General features: G+C 61.6%; 19 protein-coding genes. 14 read left to right on the top strand and 5 right to left on the bottom strand.

Going from position 1 to position 18,835, the window contains the following annotated elements; all coding sequences use genetic code 11:
• Positions 1–59 precede the first annotated feature (59 nt).
• The 4 genes from yghU (at position 60) to ACM6I7_RS08415 (ending at position 2,847) form a co-directional block, all read left to right on the top strand.
• The gene (gene yghU, locus ACM6I7_RS08400) at positions 60–899 is read left to right on the top strand and encodes a glutathione-dependent disulfide-bond oxidoreductase (RefSeq protein ID WP_027613031.1); all 840 of its coding nucleotides are present in this window, start codon (positions 60–62) and stop codon (positions 897–899) included.
• Positions 900–1,129: 230 nt separating this feature from the next.
• Positions 1,130–1,498 carry a hypothetical protein gene (locus tag ACM6I7_RS08405; RefSeq protein ID WP_096796431.1) on the top strand — a complete coding sequence of 123 codons (369 nt, stop codon included), beginning with the start codon at positions 1,130–1,132 and terminating at the stop codon, positions 1,496–1,498.
• 66 nt (positions 1,499–1,564) lie between these two features.
• Positions 1,565–2,416: an AraC family transcriptional regulator gene (locus tag ACM6I7_RS08410; RefSeq protein ID WP_414888338.1), complete on the top strand. Its 852-nt coding sequence runs from the start codon at positions 1,565–1,567 to the stop codon at positions 2,414–2,416.
• Positions 2,417–2,460: 44 nt separating this feature from the next.
• Positions 2,461–2,847 carry a cupin domain-containing protein gene (locus ACM6I7_RS08415; protein WP_047294860.1) on the top strand — a complete coding sequence of 129 codons (387 nt, stop codon included), beginning with the start codon at positions 2,461–2,463 and terminating at the stop codon, positions 2,845–2,847.
• Between the two features lie 114 nt (positions 2,848–2,961).
• Here ACM6I7_RS08415 and ACM6I7_RS08420 read toward each other — a convergent pair whose 3' ends face one another.
• Complete coding sequence (locus tag ACM6I7_RS08420; RefSeq protein WP_414888339.1) at positions 2,962–3,588, bottom strand: TetR/AcrR family transcriptional regulator; 627 nt, start codon at positions 3,586–3,588, stop codon at positions 2,962–2,964.
• A gap of 105 nt (positions 3,589–3,693) precedes the next feature.
• Here ACM6I7_RS08420 and ACM6I7_RS08425 point away from each other — a divergent pair, with 105 nt between their 5' ends.
• From ACM6I7_RS08425 to ACM6I7_RS08440, 4 genes are all read left to right on the top strand, one after another.
• Positions 3,694–4,794 carry an alkene reductase gene (locus tag ACM6I7_RS08425; protein ID WP_414888340.1) on the top strand — a complete coding sequence of 367 codons (1,101 nt, stop codon included), beginning with the start codon at positions 3,694–3,696 and terminating at the stop codon, positions 4,792–4,794.
• Positions 4,795–4,833: 39 nt separating this feature from the next.
• Positions 4,834–5,622: an SDR family NAD(P)-dependent oxidoreductase gene (locus ACM6I7_RS08430; protein ID WP_414888341.1), complete on the top strand. Its 789-nt coding sequence runs from the start codon at positions 4,834–4,836 to the stop codon at positions 5,620–5,622.
• A gap of 82 nt (positions 5,623–5,704) precedes the next feature.
• Complete coding sequence (locus ACM6I7_RS08435; RefSeq protein ID WP_414888342.1) at positions 5,705–6,574, top strand: alpha/beta fold hydrolase; 870 nt, start codon at positions 5,705–5,707, stop codon at positions 6,572–6,574.
• Between the two features lie 67 nt (positions 6,575–6,641).
• On the top strand, positions 6,642–7,640 hold the full coding sequence (locus ACM6I7_RS08440; protein ID WP_414888343.1) for an NADP-dependent oxidoreductase: 999 nt from the start codon (positions 6,642–6,644) through the stop codon (positions 7,638–7,640).
• A gap of 14 nt (positions 7,641–7,654) precedes the next feature.
• On the opposite strand, the gene ACM6I7_RS08445 is transcribed toward ACM6I7_RS08440, so the two are convergent.
• Positions 7,655–8,851: an MFS transporter gene (locus ACM6I7_RS08445; protein WP_027613022.1), complete on the bottom strand. Its 1,197-nt coding sequence runs from the start codon at positions 8,849–8,851 to the stop codon at positions 7,655–7,657.
• Positions 8,852–9,057: 206 nt separating this feature from the next.
• On the opposite strand from ACM6I7_RS08445, the gene ACM6I7_RS08450 reads away from it, so the two are divergent.
• The 5 genes from ACM6I7_RS08450 to ACM6I7_RS08470 all read left to right on the top strand — a co-directional run bounded on the left by ACM6I7_RS08450 (position 9,058) and on the right by ACM6I7_RS08470 (position 15,188).
• Positions 9,058–9,990 carry an AraC family transcriptional regulator N-terminal domain-containing protein gene (locus ACM6I7_RS08450; protein ID WP_414888344.1) on the top strand — a complete coding sequence of 311 codons (933 nt, stop codon included), beginning with the start codon at positions 9,058–9,060 and terminating at the stop codon, positions 9,988–9,990.
• Positions 9,991–10,079: 89 nt separating this feature from the next.
• Entirely contained in the window at positions 10,080–10,535 is a 456-nt protein-coding gene (locus ACM6I7_RS08455; RefSeq protein WP_011333895.1) for a (2Fe-2S)-binding protein, read from the top strand.
• Positions 10,535–12,787, top strand: coding sequence for a molybdopterin cofactor-binding domain-containing protein (locus ACM6I7_RS08460; RefSeq protein WP_414888345.1), 2,253 nt, complete (start codon positions 10,535–10,537; stop codon positions 12,785–12,787). The genes ACM6I7_RS08455 and ACM6I7_RS08460 overlap by 1 nt, the downstream gene beginning before the upstream one ends.
• A 17-nt stretch (positions 12,788–12,804) precedes the next feature.
• Positions 12,805–14,157: a c-type cytochrome gene (locus tag ACM6I7_RS08465; protein ID WP_414888346.1), complete on the top strand. Its 1,353-nt coding sequence runs from the start codon at positions 12,805–12,807 to the stop codon at positions 14,155–14,157.
• Between the two features lie 11 nt (positions 14,158–14,168).
• Positions 14,169–15,188, top strand: coding sequence for an XdhC family protein (locus ACM6I7_RS08470; RefSeq protein ID WP_414888347.1), 1,020 nt, complete (start codon positions 14,169–14,171; stop codon positions 15,186–15,188).
• Positions 15,189–15,215: 27 nt separating this feature from the next.
• Here the strand turns inward: ACM6I7_RS08470 and ACM6I7_RS08475 are convergent, their stop codons facing one another.
• A complete protein-coding gene (locus ACM6I7_RS08475) occupies positions 15,216–16,226 on the bottom strand; it encodes a zinc-dependent alcohol dehydrogenase family protein (RefSeq protein WP_414888348.1) in 1,011 nt (336 codons plus the stop codon).
• Between the two features lie 168 nt (positions 16,227–16,394).
• Here ACM6I7_RS08475 and ACM6I7_RS08480 point away from each other — a divergent pair, with 168 nt between their 5' ends.
• Entirely contained in the window at positions 16,395–17,291 is an 897-nt protein-coding gene (locus tag ACM6I7_RS08480) for a LysR family transcriptional regulator (protein ID WP_177408971.1), read from the top strand.
• Between the two features lie 3 nt (positions 17,292–17,294).
• Here the strand turns inward: ACM6I7_RS08480 and ACM6I7_RS08485 are convergent, their stop codons facing one another.
• Positions 17,295–18,242: a helix-turn-helix domain-containing GNAT family N-acetyltransferase gene (locus ACM6I7_RS08485; protein ID WP_150368843.1), complete on the bottom strand. Its 948-nt coding sequence runs from the start codon at positions 18,240–18,242 to the stop codon at positions 17,295–17,297.
• A 217-nt stretch (positions 18,243–18,459) separates the two neighbouring features.
• A complete protein-coding gene (locus tag ACM6I7_RS08490) occupies positions 18,460–18,801 on the bottom strand; it encodes a hypothetical protein (protein ID WP_285373812.1) in 342 nt (113 codons plus the stop codon).
• Positions 18,802–18,835 lie beyond the last annotated feature (34 nt).

The following is an 18,835-nucleotide window of genomic DNA, read 5'->3' on the forward strand; positions in this document are numbered from 1 at the left end:
GCTGTCTGGTCTGATACCCGTCAGGTCATTCTCGGCAAGTTCACCATGAGGCCCATTTCATGAGTAAAGCGCCCTACGTACCGCCCAAAGTCTGGAAACACGAAGCCCCGTCCGGCGGCCATTTCGCCAGCATCAACCGCCCGATTGCCGGGCCGACGCATGAAAAGACCCTCCCAGTGGGCAAACACCCGCTGCAGTTGTATTCACTGGCGACGCCCAATGGCGTCAAGGTGACCATCCTGCTGGAAGAATTGCTCGCACTGGGGCACACCGAGGCCGAGTACGACGCGTGGCTGATCCGCATCAACGAGGGCGATCAGTTCTCCAGCGGTTTTGTCGAGATCAATCCGAACTCGAAGATTCCGGCGCTGCTCGACCGTAGCGCACAGCCGCCGATTCGGGTATTCGAATCCGGTTCGATCCTGCTGTATCTGGCAGAGAAATTCGGCGCCTTCCTGCCGAAAGATCCCGCCGGCCGCACGGAAACCCTGAACTGGCTGTTCTGGCAGATGGGCGCCGCACCTTATCTGGGCGGTGGCTTCGGGCACTTCTACGCGTATGCGCCGGAGAAGCTCGAATACCCGATCAACCGCTTCACCATGGAAGCCAAGCGTCAGCTCGATGTGCTTGACCGGCGCCTTGGCGAGAGCCGCTATCTGGCCGGCGACAGCTACACCATCGCCGACATCGCGGTCTGGCCGTGGTACGGCCAACTGGTGCGCAACAACGTGTATGCGGCCGCCGAATTTCTAGCGGCCCACGAATACACCCACGTGCAGCGCTGGGCAGAGGACATCGCCCAACGCCCTGCGGTGATTCGTGGCCAGCGCGTCAATCGCACCTGGGGTGACGAGGCCAGTCAGGTTGCGGAGCGACATCAGGCCAGCGATCTGGACTGACGCCACATTCCCACAAACATTTGTGCTGGACAGGGGCATCCCGGTTCACAGCAACCTTTGTGGGGGCGAGCTTGCTCGCGAAGGCGCCAAGTCAGTCAACACTGACATAACAGACCTACCGCTTCCGCGAGCAAGCTCGCTCCCACAGGGTATTCGGGTTGGATATGAGAATTTGTGAACCTCAGCAATTACATTGAGACCACACCACCACTGTCGTCAAAGGATCTGCAATGCCTGCTGGAAAACGAGAACTGGCGCGGATCGAGCGGCGCTTGATTGCCACGCTCACCGACGCATGTGAAGCCGCAAAAGCTGAAATCCAGGGCTTCACCTGGCTGACTCACACCGCTGACCTGAACGCATTGGCGGCGACCCTGAATGTCATTTGGGTGTTCGACACCGAAGCCGACAAAAACCTCGCCCTGACTGACGCCAAGGCACGCCTCTTCGAACTGACGGCCACTGCGCTGAGGGAAGCCGATATCGACCTGTCCCCTTCAGAGCGCAACGTGCGTTTCGACTCCGAGGAAGAATGCCAACGCACGCACGGTGGCAACTGGCGTGAGCGTCTGGCGCAAAATACGCGAGGGCAACGGTGACACCCTGCTTTCGATCAGGTTGGCTATCATCGCTCGCAGCAGGCTTCTCTCAAGGACAGTGAAACCATGGAACAGTCCAGACCAGATCCAGATTCCGATTGGGTAGTGCGCAGCACACAGCCGGGGCGGATAGAACGTATCGAAGCCCGGTTTGGCGGCCATGGCTACCACACACATCGGCACGATACTTACTCGATCGGTCGCACACTCTCTGGCGTGCAAAGCTTTCACTACAAGGGCAGCCTGCGCCACGGCTTACCGGGAAACACCTTGCTCCTGCATCCTGATGAACTGCACGATGGCATGGCCGGGACCGAAGCGGGGTTTCGCTATCGAATGGCCTATATCGATCCGGCTTTGATTCAGCAGGTGTTGAAGGGTGAACCGCTACCCTTCATCGCCGGAGGTCTGTCCAGCGACCCACGCCTGTATCGCGCCAGCGAAGCGTTCGTGCAGGCGATGGATTACTCACTTGATCCGCTGGAAGAACAGGACGCCCTGTTTGATCTGGCTATGGCCCTGCGCGCCGTGGCCGGCAAACCTCGCGGGCGCAAACTGCTCGATTACCCGGCAGCCGAGCGCGCAAGGGAATTCATCATGGCTCACCTGCACCAGAGCATTACGCTGGAAATGCTGGAGCGCGCCAGCGGTCGTGAAAGATGGAGCCTCTCTCGGGACTTCAGAGTGCTGTTTGGCACCAGCCCCTATCGCTTCGTGACCCTGCGTTGCCTGGATATATTGCGCACGCTGCTGCTTGACCGATTCTCGCTGGTGGATGCCGCACTGGCTGCGGGTTTTCACGACCAAAGTCATATGACCCGGCACTTCACCCGCACTTATGGGGTATCTCCATCGCGTTGGCTGGAACGCGTCCTGGGGCAAAGGCAACTTGCAGGATCGTACAAGCATCGCCAATAACCCCTCCGCTAGGCTGACGACTTCTGTCTGATAGAGGATTTGTCATGCCACATACCAGCAAAGTACCAGCACTGCACGCCATCAATCTGGCGCAGAAATCCGCGCTGATCGATCAGCAGTGGAGCCCCCGTGTGGTCGCCGAAATGAATGACTACCAGTTCAAAGTGGTTCGCATCGAAGGTGAATTCATCTGGCACTCTCACCCGGAAACCGATGAGGCCTTTATTGTGATCGAGGGCACGCTGCGGATCGACCTGCCCCATGGCAGCGTATACGTCGAACCGGGTGAGCTGTACGTCGTGCCGCGCGGGATCGAACATCGGACGGCAGCGGAGGGAGAAGCGCGCCTGATGATGATCGAGCCTCGGGGTGTGCGTAACACCGGGCACGAAGGTGGCGAGCGCACGGCTGACAACGACGTCTGGATCTGAGCAGGAGGCGCCGTCAATCTGCGATTTGACGGCGCTTTTTTTGAGTGGCGGGCCGTTGGTTGGCCGCTGATTGTACGGGCGTTTTTGTGCTGGGTTTACTGAGCGAGCGCCGCCTCAGACCACCTCTTCGTCAACCGGCAACGAAGCCAGCATTTCAGCGCGGCACACCTCAAGAATCTCGTCAGCCAGCGCGGAATCATCCGGACAGGCACGCGACAGCACAATCGCGCCGACAGCCCGCGACAGCAGGTCGATCATTTTCTTTCTCCCCTCGCCCGCCACGGCGTCCGGCCCGGTCGGATATTTGTCTCCGAGGGTCTGCAGGGTGCGCTCGATCCCTTCGGCAAACGTCGTTTTCACCTCATCCGATTGACGCGCCGCGTCGCCACACAGCGCGGCCATGGTGCAACCGCTGCCACGTCCGTCGCGATGTTCTCTCGTCACATAGACATCGATGAAGCCAGGCACGTCGAGCGCTTCGGCACCTGTCAGCGACTTGGCAAGACTGCAGGAAGCGGCTTCAGCCATCAGGTCGGCCTTGGAGCCGAAATGCTTGTAAAAACCACCGTGGGTGAAACCGGCAGCCGCCATGAGATCCGCCACACCGACGCCGTCAAAGCCACGCTCACGGAACAGCTCGGAAGCGGTCTCGACGATGTGTTCTCGATTGGCCTGCGCCTGGGCCTTGGTCACTCGCACGTGCAGTACCTCGTGTTCATTGGGAATGCTGGCGCCAATCATACATAGATGCTGGTCATAATCAAAACCGTTGACAGTTTAGATTTCGATCATCATCCTAATTGCACGCACACCGATCTCCACCAACGGGCACGGAAGAAATACCAGATGAGTAACCAGACTCTGTTCACCCCTTACACACTTGGCGACCTGACGCTGTCGAACCGCGTCGTCCTCGCACCGCTGACTCGCAACCGTGCAGGCGCAGGCTTCGTACCCAGCGAGTTCGCGGCCACCTATTACAGCCAACGCGCCAGCGCAGGCTTGCTGATCAGTGAAGCCACGCAGATTTCCCGACAAGGTCAGGGCTATCAGGACACCCCGGGAATCTACACGCCGGCGCAGATTGACGGCTGGCGCCAGGTGACCGATGCAGTCCATGCCAAGGGCGGAAAAATTTTTCTGCAGCTGTGGCATGTCGGCCGCGTATCGCACGTTGATCTGCAGGAAAACGGCGCCGCCCCCGTGGCCCCTTCTGCGCTGCGCGCCGCCACCAAAGTCTTCGTCAACAATCGCTTTGAAGATGTCTCGGCGCCGCGCGCGCTGGAGACCAGTGAACTGCCGGGGATCGTTTCCGATTTTCGCCAGGCTGCGGCAAACGCGATTACCGCCGGGTTCGATGGCGTGGAAATTCACGGCGCGAACGGCTATTTGCTCGATCAATTCCTCAGGGACAGCGCCAATCTGCGAACCGACGCCTATGGCGGCTCGATTGAAAACCGGGCGCGTCTGTTGCTTGAAGTGACGGCGGCCGTCGTTGATGAAATCGGCGCCAATCGCACCGGTGTGCGCCTGTCTCCGGTGTCGCCGGCCAACGGCGTCTCCAGCAGCGATCCGCAGGCGCAATTCGATTACGTCGCCGAGCAACTCGATGCCCTCGGCGTGGTTTATCTGCATGTGGTCGAAGGCGCGACCGGTGGCCCGCGCGACGTGGCGCCCTTCGATTTCGGCGCACTGCGCCAGCGCTTCAAAAACACCTACATCGCCAACAACGGCTATGACCTGGACCTGGCGACTTCGCAGCTCGCCGAAGACCAGGCCGACCTGATCGCCTTCGGTCGCCCATTCATTGGCAATCCGGATCTGGTGGAGCGCCTCAAGCAGGGCGCGCCCTTGTCCGCGTTCGATCCCGCCACCCTCTACGGCGGCGGTGCGGCAGGCTACATCGACTACCCGACGCTGGCTGAATCAAGCGTCAGCGCCAACTGAGCGCGTTCTGTTTCTCACATCCTGAAAGAGAGATCCCCCATGAGCACTCGCCCTACTGTTCTGATCACTGGCGCCTCCACCGGCATTGGCGCGGTCTACGCCGAGCGCTTCGCGCGCCGCGGCCATGATCTGGTTCTGGTTGCCCGCGACCAGGCACGCCTGGACACACTTGCAGCCCGCTTGCGCAGCGAACACGACGTCACCGTCGATGTGATCCCGGCGGACCTGACCCAACTCGCTGATCTGAGCACCGTTGAAAACCGCCTGCGCGACGACGCCCGTATCGGCATCCTCGTCAACAACGCCGGCGCGGCCCTCTCCGGTAACTTCATCGACCAAAGCACCGACAGCGTTGCGCAACTCGTTGCCCTCAACACTACCGCGCTGGTGCGCCTGGCCAGCGCCATCGCTCCACGTCTGGTCAAGGCCGGTGACGGCGCGATCATCAACGTCGGTTCGGTGGTGGGCCTGGCGCCGGAGTTCGGCATGACCGTCTACGGTGCGACCAAGGCCTTCGTCCTGTTCCTGTCCCAGGGACTGAGCCTGGAGCTGTCACCTCAGGGCGTCTACGTGCAAGCCGTACTCCCCGCCGCCACCCGTACGGAAATCTGGGATCGCTCCGGCATCGACATCAACACCTTGAACGACATCATGGAAGTGGGCGATCTGGTGGACGCCGCACTGGTCGGTTTCGATCGTCGCGAACCGGTGACCATCCCGCCGCTGCACGAAGCGCAACGCTGGGATGATCTGCAAGGCGCACGTCAGGGCCTGATCGGGCAAATCCGTCAGTCTGCGGTTGCCCAGCGCTACCTCGACCCACAGTGATTGTCTGGTAGCGAGCACGCGCGGCGGATTCGATGCAGGCGCAAGTCACTGCATCGAATCCGGCCCGCGATCCGGAGCAGAAATGAATCAAACCCTGGCAAATAACCACACTGGCGCGTCGACGCCATTCAGCAACGCGGCGAACCAGTCGATCATGGTCAACGGCGTTCGTTTCGCTTACCGCGACATCGGCCCCGCGATCGGCGTGCCGCTGGTGCTGTTCAACCATTGGGGCGCCGTGCTGGACAACTTCGATCCCGCGATCATTGATGGCCTGGCACGAACCCGACGCGTCATTACCACTGACTATCGCGGTATTGGCGGCTCTGGTGGAACCGCGCCACTGACTGTCGGTGAAATGGCAAACGATGCCATTCAACTGATTCGCGCGCTGGGCTTGGAAACCGTTGATGTACTGGGATTCTCGCTCGGCGGCTTCGTTGCTCAGGACATCGCCCTGAAGGCGCCTGATCGGGTGCGTCGCTTGATTCTGACCGGTACCGGTCCGGCCGGCGGCAGCGGCATCGACAAGGTCGGTTCGGTGACGTGGCCATTGATCCTCAAAGGCTTGCTGACCTTGCGCGATCCCAAGGTCTACCTGTTCTTCACCTCGTCAGCCAATGGCCGTCGATCTGCGGCGCAGTATCTGCGACGCCTGAAAACACGCAAAAACAATCGCGACAAAGGCTCGACACCAAGCGCTTTTCTGCGCCAGTTGAAAGCGATCACCGCGTGGGGCCAACAGCCGCCGCAAGACCTCGGACGCTTGCGCATACCCACGCTTATCGTTAACGGCGACAGCGACATCATGGTGCCCAGCGTCAACTCGATGGCGCTGGCCAAGCGCATTCCCAACGCACAACTGGTGATTTACGAGGATGCCGGCCACGGCGGAATTTTCCAGCACTGCGTTGATTTTGTCGCCAAGGCGCAGGCATTCCTCGACGCCTGACGACACGGCGCAGCAACACCGCAACGCGCCAGCTACCCTCCTTACAACCGCCAAGAGCCGCACTACGATGAAAGCATTTCTGATTGATCGCTATGGAAAGAACACCGGGCGCATTGGCGAAGCGTCTGCCCCTGTGGTGGGTGCCCGTGATGTCTTGATCGAGGTACACGCCAGCAGCGTCAATGTGCTGGATTCGAAGATCAGCAGTGGCGAGTTCAAGCTGATTCTGCCCTATGCATTACCGCTCATACTGGGCAATGATCTGGCGGGTGTCGTGGTTGAGGTTGGCTCACAGGTGATGCGGTTCAAACCGGGAGACGAGGTTTACGCTCGCCCGCCGGAAACGCGGATCGGAACGTTCGCCGAATGGATCGCCGTGGACGAAAACGCGGTCGCCCGAAAACCCGCCAATACCAGCATGGCACAAGCCGCGTCCCTGCCCTTGGTCGCGTTGACGGCCTGGCAAGTACTGGTCGAAATCGCACAGTTGAAAAAGGGCCAGAAAGTACTGATTCACGCGGGATCCGGTGGGGTTGGCAGCATTGCCATCCAGTTGGCCAGACACCTCGGCGCCTTCGTCGCCACGACCACCAGCACCGCGAACGTCGAATGGGTCAAGGCACTGGGGGCCGATCTGGTCATCGACTACAAGCAGCAAGACTTCGAAAGCGTCCTGCACGACTACGACGTGGTGTTGAACAGCCTCGGCGCGGACGTATTGCAAAAATCACTCAAGGTCCTGAAGCCCGGCGGCCAGCTCATTTCCATCTCGGGACCGCCCACTGCACAGTTCGCACAAGAACAAGGCTTGTCCTGGCCATTGCAACAGGTCATGCGCCTGTTGAGCTTCGGTATCCGGCGCAAGGCGCGCAAGCAGGCGGTCAACTACACGTTCGTCTTCATGCGGGCCAATGGTGCACAACTGCAAAAAATTGCCACGCTGGTCGAGGAGGCAATCATCCGACCGGTGATTGACCGCAGCTTCTCGTTTGCCTCGACGGCAGAGGCGTTGAAGTACGTCGAGCAGGGGCGCGCCAAGGGCAAGGTCGTCGTTACGCTCAAATGACAACGTGTCCCTCGTCAGCCGGCCGCGTTCGACTCGACCAGATGAACTTCAGTCGCACTGCGACCGGCGCACCAGGCGAGCACCGACGCAATCACCAACACCGCCGCGCTAAGTTCGAAGGTGGCTTTATAACCGCTCAGATCAAACGCCAGTCCACCGACGATGGCCCCTGCGGCGATGGCCAGTTGGACGATGGCCACGAGCAAGCCTCCGCCGGCTTCGGCATCCTCCGGCAGCGTCTGCGCCAGCCATGTCCACCAGCCCACGGGGGCCGCCGTGGCGACCAGTCCCCAGAGTCCGAGCAGCACCGCAGTCAGCAACGGCGAAGCACCGAAGTTGACCAGCGCCAGTGCAATGACCGCCATTATCAGCGGGATAACTGTCAGCGTGCGGTACAGGCCGGTGCCGAGGAATCTTTCGATCACAAAGGTCCCGATAAAACCGGCAAGCCCCAGCCCCAGCAGCATCAACGACAGGGTTGCAACGCTGACTCCGGTGACCCCCTCCAGAAAGGGCCGCAGGTAGGTGAACAGCATGAACTGCCCCATGAAAAATACGCTGACGGCGACCATCCCCAAGGCGACCGGCCATTGCTTCATCAGCCGCAGGGCGTTGCCGCTACCGGCCTGACGCTCAAGCTTGAAGGACGGCAGACTGATCAGCAGCCACACGGCCGCCAGCGCGGCAACCGGAACCACACAGAAGAACGCGCCGCGCCAGCCTATCAACGCGCCGAGAAAACTCCCTGCCGGAGCGGCGATTACCGTCGCCAGCGCGTTGCCGCCGTTGACAATGGCCAGTGCCCGGGACACTTGGTCAGGCTGCACCAGACGCATCGCGGTTGCCGCCGACAACGACCAGAAACCGCCAATGGCGATGCCGATCAGGGCCCGCCCGAACATGAACGACGGATAGCCCGGCGCGAATGCGACCACCGTCCCCGAGACGATCATCAGCAAGGTCAGACCCAACAGCAGCTTCTTGCGCTCGACACGAGCAGCGACCGCTGCAATCACCAGGCTGGTCATCAGGGCGAATGCACCAGACACGGAAATCCCCTGCCCGGCCTGACCTTCGCTGATGTGCAGTTCGGCGGCAATCGGCGTCAGCAGACTGACCGGCATGAATTCTGAAGCGACCAGGGCGAAGGCGGCCAGCGACATGGCCAGCACGGCGCTCCAGCCGCGTTGTTCTGTAGAAAGGGAAGTCATTGGAATTACCTGTATTGCGAGAGGCGTCAGGATCGCGTTGTCGAATCGCGGCTCTCCTGTAATGGTTTGACACATTCTCCCGGTCGATTCACCTCTGCCCTAGTGCATTCCTCTTGAATGCTTGCCTGATCCTCTGAGGATGCAGGGTGGTGTATAGGAATCGCCTGTGCAGCGGATTAGAGTTCGTTCAACAGGAGTTGCCCGACATGATCCCTACCCCGCTGCGCCACGAATCACCTTTGGCGTTGAACATTGACTCGCGCGTGAGCGTAGCGGGCGACTTCGCCACGTCGATACCCGGCCTGTCGCTGTTTCGTCGCGATCAGCCGGCGCCACCGACCGTGTGCATGATCGAGCCGAGCCTGATTCTGGTGGGCCGTGGGGAAAAGCGCTTGTGGGTCGGCGGTGAGGGTTACCGCTACGACCCTTCGCGGTTTCTGGTCACCTCGCTGGATCTGCCCGCCAATTCCGAAGTGCTTGCAGCCAGCCCCGAACAGCCCTGTGTCGGGCTGGTGCTGAAGCTGGATGTCGGCATGCTCGCCGAGATCCTCAGCAAAGGTGGCTTGCCTGCGAAACGGCAGCCGTCGATGAACACCGGCGCTGGCATTGGCAACCTGTCGTGCGCGCTGGAAGGCGCGCTCGAACGCCTGCTGGCATTGCTCGACGAGCCTGAAGCGATCCCGGTGCTGGCGCCGCTGGTGCTGCGGGAAATCCACTATCGGCTGCTCCATACCGATCAAAGCGCGCGGCTGCGGCAGATCACGGCCGTCGATGGCCAGGGGTATCGCATTGCCAAAGCCATCGACTGGCTCAAGGTCAACTACACCGCGGCGCTGCGTATCGATGAACTGGCGGCGCGGGTGCAGATGAGCGCACCGACCTTTCACCACCACTTCCGCCAACTCACCGGCATGAGCCCGCTGCAGTACCAGAAGTGGCTGCGACTGAACGAGGCGCGCCGGCTGATGTTGATGGAGCGTCTGGACGTTTCGCGAGCGGCGTTTGCGGTCGGTTATGAAAGTCCCTCGCAGTTCAGCCGTGAATACGCACGCCTGTACGGCACCGCACCCAGTCGTGACATCGCACTGCTGCGTGGCGACCCCTTCGCCGCAGAAGCGCTGGGCAATACGGCCAGTTGAGCAAAAGAACACGCTTTACCGGTGAGGCGCCTCGCAGCGTTTCACCGTTTATAAAAATGCACGTCAACCGATGATCGAGCGGGTGAACCATGGAACTACGAATCAACCAGAAAACCTATCAGGTCGATGCCGACGCCGATACGCCCCTGCTGTGGGTGATCCGCGATGATCTGGGCATGACCGGCACCAAGTACGGCTGTGGATTGGCGCAGTGCGGCGCCTGCTCCGTGCTGGTGGACGGCAACGTGGTGCGCTCTTGCGTCACGCCAGTGGCCGGTGTGGTCGGCCGCGAGGTCACCACCATTGAGGCGATCGAGGCCGATGAAGTGGGCAAACGGGTGGTCTCGACCTGGGTTGATCTGCAGGTCGCCCAATGTGGCTACTGTCAGTCCGGGCAGGTGATGGCCGCCACGGCACTGCTCAAGCAGAACCCCAAACCAAGTGATGCGCAGATCGAGGCGGCGATGGTCAACCTGTGCCGCTGCGGCACGTACAACGCCATTCATGCCGCCGTGCATGAACTGGCCGGCAAGGGAGACGCCTGATGAACGTGCGTATCGATCCGTCCCAGGAAGCATCAGCACTGGCTCTGCACGAACCGATCAACGTGTCGCGCAGACGTTTCCTGGCCGGCACCGCTGTCGGCGCACTGGTGCTCGGTTTCGGCCTGCCGCTGGGCACGACGCGCGTGCAAGCGGCAGTGGCGGCCGCGACTGCCGAGCGTGGCACGCAGGTGCCGGCGTTTCTGGAAATTCGCCCGGACAACCGCGTGCGCCTGCTGTGCCCGTTCATGGAAGGCGGACAAGGTACGTTCACCGCGATGGCGCAGATCGTCGGTGAAGAACTGGATGCCGACCCGGCGACGTTCCTGGTCGAAGCCGCGCCGCCCGGCGAAGCCTATGTAGTGATGGAAAACGGCATGCGCATCACCGGCGGCAGCATGTCGGTGCGCATGAGTTACCCGGTGATGCGCCGCCTCGGCGCCCTCGCCCGCGCCATGCTGCTGCAGGCCGGTGCGCAGAAACTTGGGGTGCCGGTGGGTGAACTGAGCACCGAACCCGGCAAAGTCGTGCACGCCAAGTCCGGGCGTTCGGTGGCCTACGGCGAACTGGCCGAGCACGCCATGGATCTGCCGGTTCCCGATCCGGCCTCGGTGCAACTGCGTGATCCGAGCCAGTTCCGCTGGATCGGCAAACCGGTGAAGCGCGTCGATGCCTACGACAAGTCCACGGGCAAAGCGCTGTACAGCATCGACCTGAAGGTCGACGACATGCTGCATGCTGCCGTTCAACATGCCCCGCGTTTGGGGATGACCGTGGGTAACCTGCGCAACGAAGAGCAGGTCAAGGCAATGAAAGGCGTGCATTCCGTGCATCGCCTGCCGGGGGCCGTGGCGGTGGTCGCCGAGCGCTGGTGGCACGCCAAACGTGCAGTGGAAGCAATACAGGTCGACTGGCAGGAACCCGCAGCCGACAGCCAAGTACGCTCGATGCCTGCGGACTTTTCCAGTGATGCCTGGCTCAAGCGCCTGGCTGAAGACAAAGGCCCGGCCAGGGATGATGAAAATGAGGGCGACGTGGCTGCAGTTCTGGCCAGCGCCAAGACGCGGATTGACGCCACTTACCACAACCAGTACCTGAACCACGGCCAGTTGGAGCCGCCGTCGGCGCTGGCCCGATTCAATCCCGACGGTTCGCTGGAAGTCTGGCTGCCGAATCAGGCGCCGGACATGTTCCGAGCGGACATCGCCAAACGCACCGGGCTGGATCCGTCGCGCATCACCTTGCATTCGCCATTGCTGGGGGGCTTCTTCGGTCGGCATTTCCTCTACGACGCCGCCAGTCCCTACCCGCAGGCGATCGAGTTATCGAAAGCGGTTGGCCGCCCGGTCAAACTGATCTGGAGCCGCGAGGAAGAGTTTCTGCGCGACGTGCTGCGTCCCGTAGCCGCCGTGAATTTCCGCGCCGCGCTGGACAACGACGGCTGGCCGCTGGCGATCGAAGCAATCAGCGCCACCGAAGGCCCGACCGAGGCGCTGGCCGGCAAACAGGGTGAAAAACTCGACCCGACGGCGCTTGAAGGCTTGTCGGGCAAGTCCTATGCAATCCCCAACAAGCGCATCGCGCAGATCTACGCCAAAGGCCCGGCGATGCTGGGTTACTGGCGTTCGGTGGGCAATTCGCTCAACGACTTCTTCTACGAATCGTTCCTTGACGAACTGGCTGACAAGGGCGGCAAGGACCCGTTCGAATTGCGCCTGCATCTGCTGCGCGACAACCAACGACTGACCACGCTGCTGCAAGCGGTGGGCGAGCTGTCGGGTGGCTGGAAGCGTGGGCCGTTCATCGCGACGGACGGCAGCAAACGTGCGCGAGGCGTGGCGATGGCGTCGCCGTTCGGTACCCAGACGGCGGTGATCGCCGAGGTCTCCATCGAGAACGGTCAGGTCAAGGTGCACGACATCTGGCAGGCGATCGACCCCGGCAGCATCGTCAATCCGGCGATTGTCGAAGCGCAGGTCAATGGCGCGGTGGCGCTGGGCCTGTCGCAGACCCTGGTAGAGGAAGCCGTGTGGATTGATGGCAAACCGCGCGCGCGCAACTACGACCTGTATCCGATCCTGCCGCCTGCGCGGATGGCCCGGGTCCACGTGCGTGTTGTCGAGAGCGGGGAAAAAATGGGCGGCATCGGCGAACCACCGTTGCCCGCTGTCGCGCCCGCCGTCGCCAATGCGGTGGCAACGCTGACCGGCCAGCGGGTGCGCAGCCTGCCCATGAGCCGCCACACCTTCAGTTGATCAGCGCCGGAGCGTCCATGAATAACAGCCGATTCGCAAGAACCGCTGGCTGGCTGGCAGTGCCGTGCCTGGTCGCGGCAGGCCTGCTGGCCTGGTATGTCACCCGCGAGCCTGTCTCGCGCCTTGAAAACAACCACACCGCCGTGGCCGATATCGACCCGGCGCTGGTCGCTCGTGGCGAATACGTCGCCCGACTCAGCGATTGCGTGGCATGCCACAGCGTGCCGGGCGGTGCGCCGTTCGCTGGCGGCCTGGAAATGGCCACACCACTGGGCGCGATCCACGCGACCAACATCACCCCGGAGCCGGAAACCGGCATCGGTCGCTACAGCCTGGCGGACTTTGACCGTGCGGTGCGCCACGGCGTGGCACCTGAAAGCCGTCGTCTGTACCCGGCGATGCCCTACCCGTCCTACGCCAAGCTCAGTGACGACGATGTGCGAGCGCTGTACGCGTTTTTCATGAAAGGCGTGGCACCGGTCAAGCAGGCGAATATCCCGAGTGCGATTCCTTTTCCGTTGAACCTGCGCTGGCCGATTGCGTTGTGGAACGGTGTGTTTGCCGATACCGAACCTTACGTGGCCAAACCGTCGCAGGATGCCGTGTGGAATCGCGGCGCTTATCTCGTGCAAGGCGCCGGACACTGCGGCAGTTGCCATACGCCGCGCGGTCTGGCGTTCAACGAGAAGGCTCTGGATGAATCCGCCACGCCGTACCTCGCCGGCGCCTTGCTCGATGGCTGGTACGCGCCAAGTCTGCGTGACGACCACAACACCGGTCTGGGCCGCTGGAGCGAACCGGAGATCGTGCAGTTCCTCAAGACCGGGCGTAACAAACATGCAGTGGTTTATGGCTCAATGACCGAGGCGTTCAACAACTCCACGCAGTTCATGAGCGATGACGATCTGACTGCGATCGCCCGCTATCTCAAGTCATTGCCGGGGGATCCTCAGCGCGACGGCCAGCCATGGCAGTACCAAACGGTTTCGGCGACGGAACGTCTGGATGCGCCCGGTGCTCATACCTACGTCACGCGCTGCGCCTCGTGCCACGGCCTCGACGGCAAGGGCCAGTCAGAATGGATGCCGCCGCTGGCCGGCGCCACCTCGGCACTGGCCAAGGAAAGCGCCTCGGCGATCAACATCACCCTCAACGGTTCGCAGCGGGTGGTGGCAGCCGGAGTGCCGGACGCCTATCGCATGCCGGCATTCCGTGAGCAGTTGTCGGATCAGCAGATCGCCGAAGTGCTGACCTTCATGCGCAGCACCTGGGGCAATCAGGGCGGTGCCATTGAACCGCAGGCCGTCAACAAGCTGCGTGAACGTACGGATCCGGCCAGCAGCAGCCCGATCATCCTGCAAATGCGTTAGAGGAACGTTTGATGGAAAGCATCGACTTGCTGGTCCTGCGCACCGCGCGGGACTGGCTCGCCGCCGGCGAGCGAGTGTTGCTCGCCACGGTGGCGCGCACATGGGGCTCTTCGCCGCGCCCGACAGGGTCGATGATGGCCTTGCGTAACGACGGGCGCGTGGTCGGCAGCGTGTCCGGCGGCTGCATCGAGGACGACCTGATCCAGCGCTACACCACCGCGCATGGCGGCAGCGGCCTCAAGGACAGTGCGCCCGAGGTGGTGCGCTACGGCGTCAGTGCCGACGAAGCGCATCGTTTCGGTTTGCCCTGTGGCGGCACGCTTGAGCTGATTCTTGAGTTCAATCCCTCATGGCAGATGCTCGACGAACTGCTGGTGCAACTGGATGCCGGGCAACTGGTGCGCCGCTGCCTGGCACTGGACAGCGGTCGCGTCACGCTGGAAACCACGGCCACCCCGGAGCAATTCAGTTTCGACGGCCACCGGATGCTCAATACCCTCGGGCCGGGGTATCGGCTGCTGATGATCGGCGCCGGCGCGCTGGCCGAGTATCTAGCGACCATGGCGCTGTTCAACGGCTTCAAGGTCGCGGTGTGCGACCCGCGTGCGGAATACATCGAAACCTGGGCGGTGAACGGTGTGGAGCGGATCATTGGCATGCCGGATGACGTGGTGCGCGACTTCGCGGTCGATCTGCGCACCTGCATCGTCGCCTTGAGCCATGATCCGCGACTCGACGATCTGGCACTGCTCGAGGCCCTCCACAGCCCGGCGTTTTACATCGGCGCCATTGGTTCGCGGCGCAACAGCCAACTGCGCCGCGAACGTCTGATCGAGCATTTTGGTGAGACCCAGGCATCACTCGAACGGCTGCACGGGCCAATCGGCATCTACATTGGCAGCAAGACACCGGCGGAGATCGCGGTCAGCGTGATGGCCGAGATCCTGGCCGCGAAGAATGGCGCCAGCCTGCCGAAGGCGTTTTCGATTGCCAGAGCCAAGGCGCAACAGGGTCTGGCGCAATCGCATTGAGCCCCGTTGCCTGGCCCTGTGCCTATATCAGGCGACTTTGATCACCACTTTGCCAAACGCGCCCTTCGCCAGATGCTCGTACGCCTCGCGCGCGTTCTCGAACGGATACACCTGATCGATCACCGGGCGAATCTTGTGCTGGTTGAGGAAGACGTTCATTCGGTCGAAGGATGAGCGCGGTGCCACGGCGATACCGCGAATGGTGGTCTGGCGGAAAATCAGCGGCATCAGATTGAGTGCAACGGTCTGCCCGGTCAAAAAGCCGATTTGTGCAATGCGCCCGGAAGCCTTGGTCGCTGCAACCGACTGATTGATGCCGTTGCCACCGGCCACGTCGAGCAGCAGATCCACGCCTTTGCCGTCAGTCAGCCGCAACACTTCATCGGCCCAGTTCGGTGTCGTTCTGTAGTTCACGCCCGCGACCGCTCCCAGTTCCTTCACGGCTTGCAGATTGTGCTCGCTACTCGATGTGGCGATCACTTTGGCGCCCAGCGCCGTGGCGATCTGCACGGCAAAAATCGACACCCCGCCCGTGCCTTGTACCAGCACGGTCTGACCGGGCTGGATCTGTCCAAAGTCGACCAGTGAGTACCACGCCGTGAGCGCAGCAATCGGCAGCGTCGCCGCCTCTTCGTCGCTCATGTTGTCCGGCGCGGCAACGGCGCTGTCTTCGTGGATGATCATGTATTCGGCCAATCCGCCGGGCAACGGCGAACCAAAGCAGTAGTCCGGTTCATTCGGCCCCGGCTCGCCATCCAGCCAGCGGGAATACAGATGCGAGTTGACCCGATCGCCGACCTTGAAGCGGCTGACGCCGTCACCCACCGCGACCACGGTGCCCGCTGCGTCGCTCACCGGAATCAACGGTTTGGGCACCATGTGCGGCTCGTAGATGCCGTCAACAATCGCCTTGTCGCGAAAATTGAGGGACACGGCGCCGACCTTTACCAGCAATTCGCCGGACTGTGGCTGCGGGGTCGCTGTCTCTTCCAGGTGCAGATTGTCGAGGCCGAAATCTTTCAGTAACCAGGCTTTCATTGCGAATCTCCAAAAACGGATCAATGGCTGCAAACCACCAAGGGTTTGCCTGGGCACATCTTTCGCTGTTGGGCTCGCGCAATAAATACGCAAAAAGGCACATGATTATTCTATCCTCAAGCAACAATTGAATTCCCTCAGGTCCCGATCATGGAATTGCTGCAATCGATGCGACTGTTCGCTCGGCTTGCCGAGCTCGGCAGCTTCACCAAAGCCGCCGAATCGCTGGACATCGGGCGCCCCCAGGTCACCCGTTACATCCAGGAGCTGGAAACATCCCTGGGTGTGCGTCTGTTTCAGCGCACCACCAGAAAAGTCGCGCTCACCACCGAAGGCCAACTGTTCTATGAGCGAGTGCAGGAAATTCTCGCGGATATCTCGGCCGCCACTTCGATGTTCGACCGCAGCGGAGCAACGCTCGAAGGCCGGCTTCGGGTCGATATCCCGACCGCGTTCGCGCAACTGGACTTCATCAAAAACCTGAAAACCTTCACCAGCGCCTTCCCCGGGATCGACATGGTGCTGGGCGTGACTGATCGGGCGGTCGACCTGATCGGTGAAGGCATCGACTGCGCGTTACGAATTGGCGAGTTACCGGACTCGACCTTGATCGCTCGCCCGATCGCCATGGCAACCATGGTCACGTGCGCAGCCCCCGAGTATCTGCAGGAACACGGCGAACCGCGGACACTCGACGATCTGAATGCCCATCGCGGGGTGAATTTTCTTTCCGGCCAAAACAACAGGACATTGCCCTGGCACTTCTCGGTCAAAGGCAAAGACCGCGCGTTCATCAGCAACGCCGGCATCACCGTCACCGAGTCGAATGCTTACGTGCAGTGCGGCGTAGCGGGCTTTGGAATCATTCAGGCGCCAGGCATCACCGTGGCCGAATATCTGGCCAGCGGCACCCTGGTGGAAATCCTCAGCGCCTATCGGCCCACCCCGCGCCCGGTATCACTGCTGTACCCCAGCCGCACGCACCTGGCTGCGCAAGTTCAGGTATTTGTCGAATGGCTGCAGCAGCACTTTGTGCAAATCTATCCTGATTGGCTGGAACAGTAGCGATCACGTCCGGTGGCGGGTGAATTGCTGTTCCGTCACCACGCTGCCCCACTGACTGCCCTGCTCTTCCATGGTCAATTCAAACCCGGCCGCTTCGTACAGTCGGCGCGCGGCGTCTAGGCCCTTGAAGGTCCAGAGCTGGATCGCATCAAAACCCTGCTGATCGCAAAACTCCACTGCCGCGCTCAGCAGTTGCCGGCCCACGCCACTGCCGCGGCAGCCGTCGTCGAGGATGAACCAGCGCAAATGCGCCTGATTGTTGCCCAGATCCTGGCCGTCGATTGCGATCGAGCCGACGATGCGCTCATCAAGCGTGGCTACCCAGATCTGGTTGCAGGGCTGATCGAGGCGCCCGACAAACTCCGCCGTTTCACGGGCGACGCGGCTTTCAAAGATCGCGCCGAAACCGGAATGCCGCGAATAATAATCCGCATGCATTTGCGCCACGCGGCCGATCAGCCCGGGGCGATAGCCGGCGCTGATGTGCAGGTTCGGCGTAAGTGGCCGGTCGGCGCCCAGACGGATGGTCTTGAGCGCATGCGCGTAGGTTGACAGGCCCTGCGCCACGCTCTGTTGTTGCGACGGATTGAGCGTGTCCAATGCTTTGCTGACCTGGGCCTGGCCATAGGCATGAATGTCGGCGACGGTCTGCCGGCCCTGCGCCGTCAGGTGCAGATGCTTGACCCGGGCGTCCTCGGCAGCACGCTCCTCGATCTCCCCGGCCTTGATCAGTTTGCCGACCATGCGGCTGACACTGGATTTTTCCAGACCAAGGCTTTGCGCCAGTTGTGCAGCGCTGACGCCGTCCCCGGCCTCGATTTCCAGCAATGCGTGCACGCCGGAGGCGGAATAGTCGGTCGCCGCCAGGGTGGCGCGCAGGAAACCGAATTCACGCACCATCGTGCGCGACGCTGTACGGATTTCTTCGATCAAGGCTGTAGGGATACTCATGACACACCACCGCTGAAATTTAGTTGTACTATACAACCATATTTCAATATGACGGTGCAAGAAGCCGACGACGCCGGGCGAGCGGTCGATTGTCGGCGTCGCCACAGCAGCAAACGTCAGACAAAAAAAGCCCCGCAACCGAATGAGGTGCGGGGCAAAGTATTGGTTGGTTGCGGCCAACCAAAGGAGCTCGGTTAAAACGGTTTGTGCAGCCGGATCAGATGCAGTCCTGGGCGGCGCGTTCAAAACTGGAAGGCAGGAAGTTCGAAGCCAGCAAGTGGCGCTCGTAGATGAACACCTTGCCGCCGTTGCCGGCCTTGTAGGCTTCCAGCACGTTGTCTGCCGACACCTTGCTTGGCACCACGATCCGGTAGCTGCGCTGGGTCTGCGAGACGGTCGGGTTCAGCGCACTGCCCTGCAGCTTCGGCACCACGCAATCGGCGTATTGCGCCGGAGTCTTGTTGGTCTGCAAGGTCAGCGTCGGGTCGTTCGGTGCGGAGGCGCAACCGGCGAGCAGCAAGGAGGCAACAGCCAGGGTCGGGGCAAAAAAAGTACGCATCGGTGTAATCCTGAAAATAGAAGTCCGGTTCATC

The sequence above is a fragment of the Pseudomonas sp. IT-93MI4 genome (assembly GCF_949767635.1).
Classification (GTDB): Bacteria; Pseudomonadota; Gammaproteobacteria; order Pseudomonadales; family Pseudomonadaceae; genus Aquipseudomonas; species Aquipseudomonas putida_A.

Coding starts and splice junctions, on each gene's coding strand:
- ACM6I7_RS08480 (WP_177408971.1), top strand. CDS start 16,395: ATGCGACTGTTCGCTCGGCTTGCCGAGCTCGGCAGCTTCACCAAAGCC.
- ACM6I7_RS08440 (WP_414888343.1), top strand. CDS start 6,642: ATGAAAGCATTTCTGATTGATCGCTATGGAAAGAACACCGGGCGCATT.
- ACM6I7_RS08420 (WP_414888339.1), bottom strand. CDS start 3,588: ATGATTGGCGCCAGCATTCCCAATGAACACGAGGTACTGCACGTGCGA.
- ACM6I7_RS08425 (WP_414888340.1), top strand. CDS start 3,694: ATGAGTAACCAGACTCTGTTCACCCCTTACACACTTGGCGACCTGACG.
- yghU (WP_027613031.1), top strand. CDS start 60: ATGAGTAAAGCGCCCTACGTACCGCCCAAAGTCTGGAAACACGAAGCC.
- ACM6I7_RS08450 (WP_414888344.1), top strand. CDS start 9,058: ATGATCCCTACCCCGCTGCGCCACGAATCACCTTTGGCGTTGAACATT.
- ACM6I7_RS08465 (WP_414888346.1), top strand. CDS start 12,805: ATGAATAACAGCCGATTCGCAAGAACCGCTGGCTGGCTGGCAGTGCCG.
- ACM6I7_RS08445 (WP_027613022.1), bottom strand. CDS start 8,851: ATGACTTCCCTTTCTACAGAACAACGCGGCTGGAGCGCCGTGCTGGCC.
- ACM6I7_RS08430 (WP_414888341.1), top strand. CDS start 4,834: ATGAGCACTCGCCCTACTGTTCTGATCACTGGCGCCTCCACCGGCATT.
- ACM6I7_RS08435 (WP_414888342.1), top strand. CDS start 5,705: ATGAATCAAACCCTGGCAAATAACCACACTGGCGCGTCGACGCCATTC.
- ACM6I7_RS08415 (WP_047294860.1), top strand. CDS start 2,461: ATGCCACATACCAGCAAAGTACCAGCACTGCACGCCATCAATCTGGCG.
- ACM6I7_RS08405 (WP_096796431.1), top strand. CDS start 1,130: ATGCCTGCTGGAAAACGAGAACTGGCGCGGATCGAGCGGCGCTTGATT.
- ACM6I7_RS08475 (WP_414888348.1), bottom strand. CDS start 16,226: ATGAAAGCCTGGTTACTGAAAGATTTCGGCCTCGACAATCTGCACCTG.
- ACM6I7_RS08490 (WP_285373812.1), bottom strand. CDS start 18,801: ATGCGTACTTTTTTTGCCCCGACCCTGGCTGTTGCCTCCTTGCTGCTC.
- ACM6I7_RS08470 (WP_414888347.1), top strand. CDS start 14,169: ATGGAAAGCATCGACTTGCTGGTCCTGCGCACCGCGCGGGACTGGCTC.
- ACM6I7_RS08410 (WP_414888338.1), top strand. CDS start 1,565: ATGGAACAGTCCAGACCAGATCCAGATTCCGATTGGGTAGTGCGCAGC.
- ACM6I7_RS08455 (WP_011333895.1), top strand. CDS start 10,080: ATGGAACTACGAATCAACCAGAAAACCTATCAGGTCGATGCCGACGCC.
- ACM6I7_RS08460 (WP_414888345.1), top strand. CDS start 10,535: ATGAACGTGCGTATCGATCCGTCCCAGGAAGCATCAGCACTGGCTCTG.
- ACM6I7_RS08485 (WP_150368843.1), bottom strand. CDS start 18,242: ATGAGTATCCCTACAGCCTTGATCGAAGAAATCCGTACAGCGTCGCGC.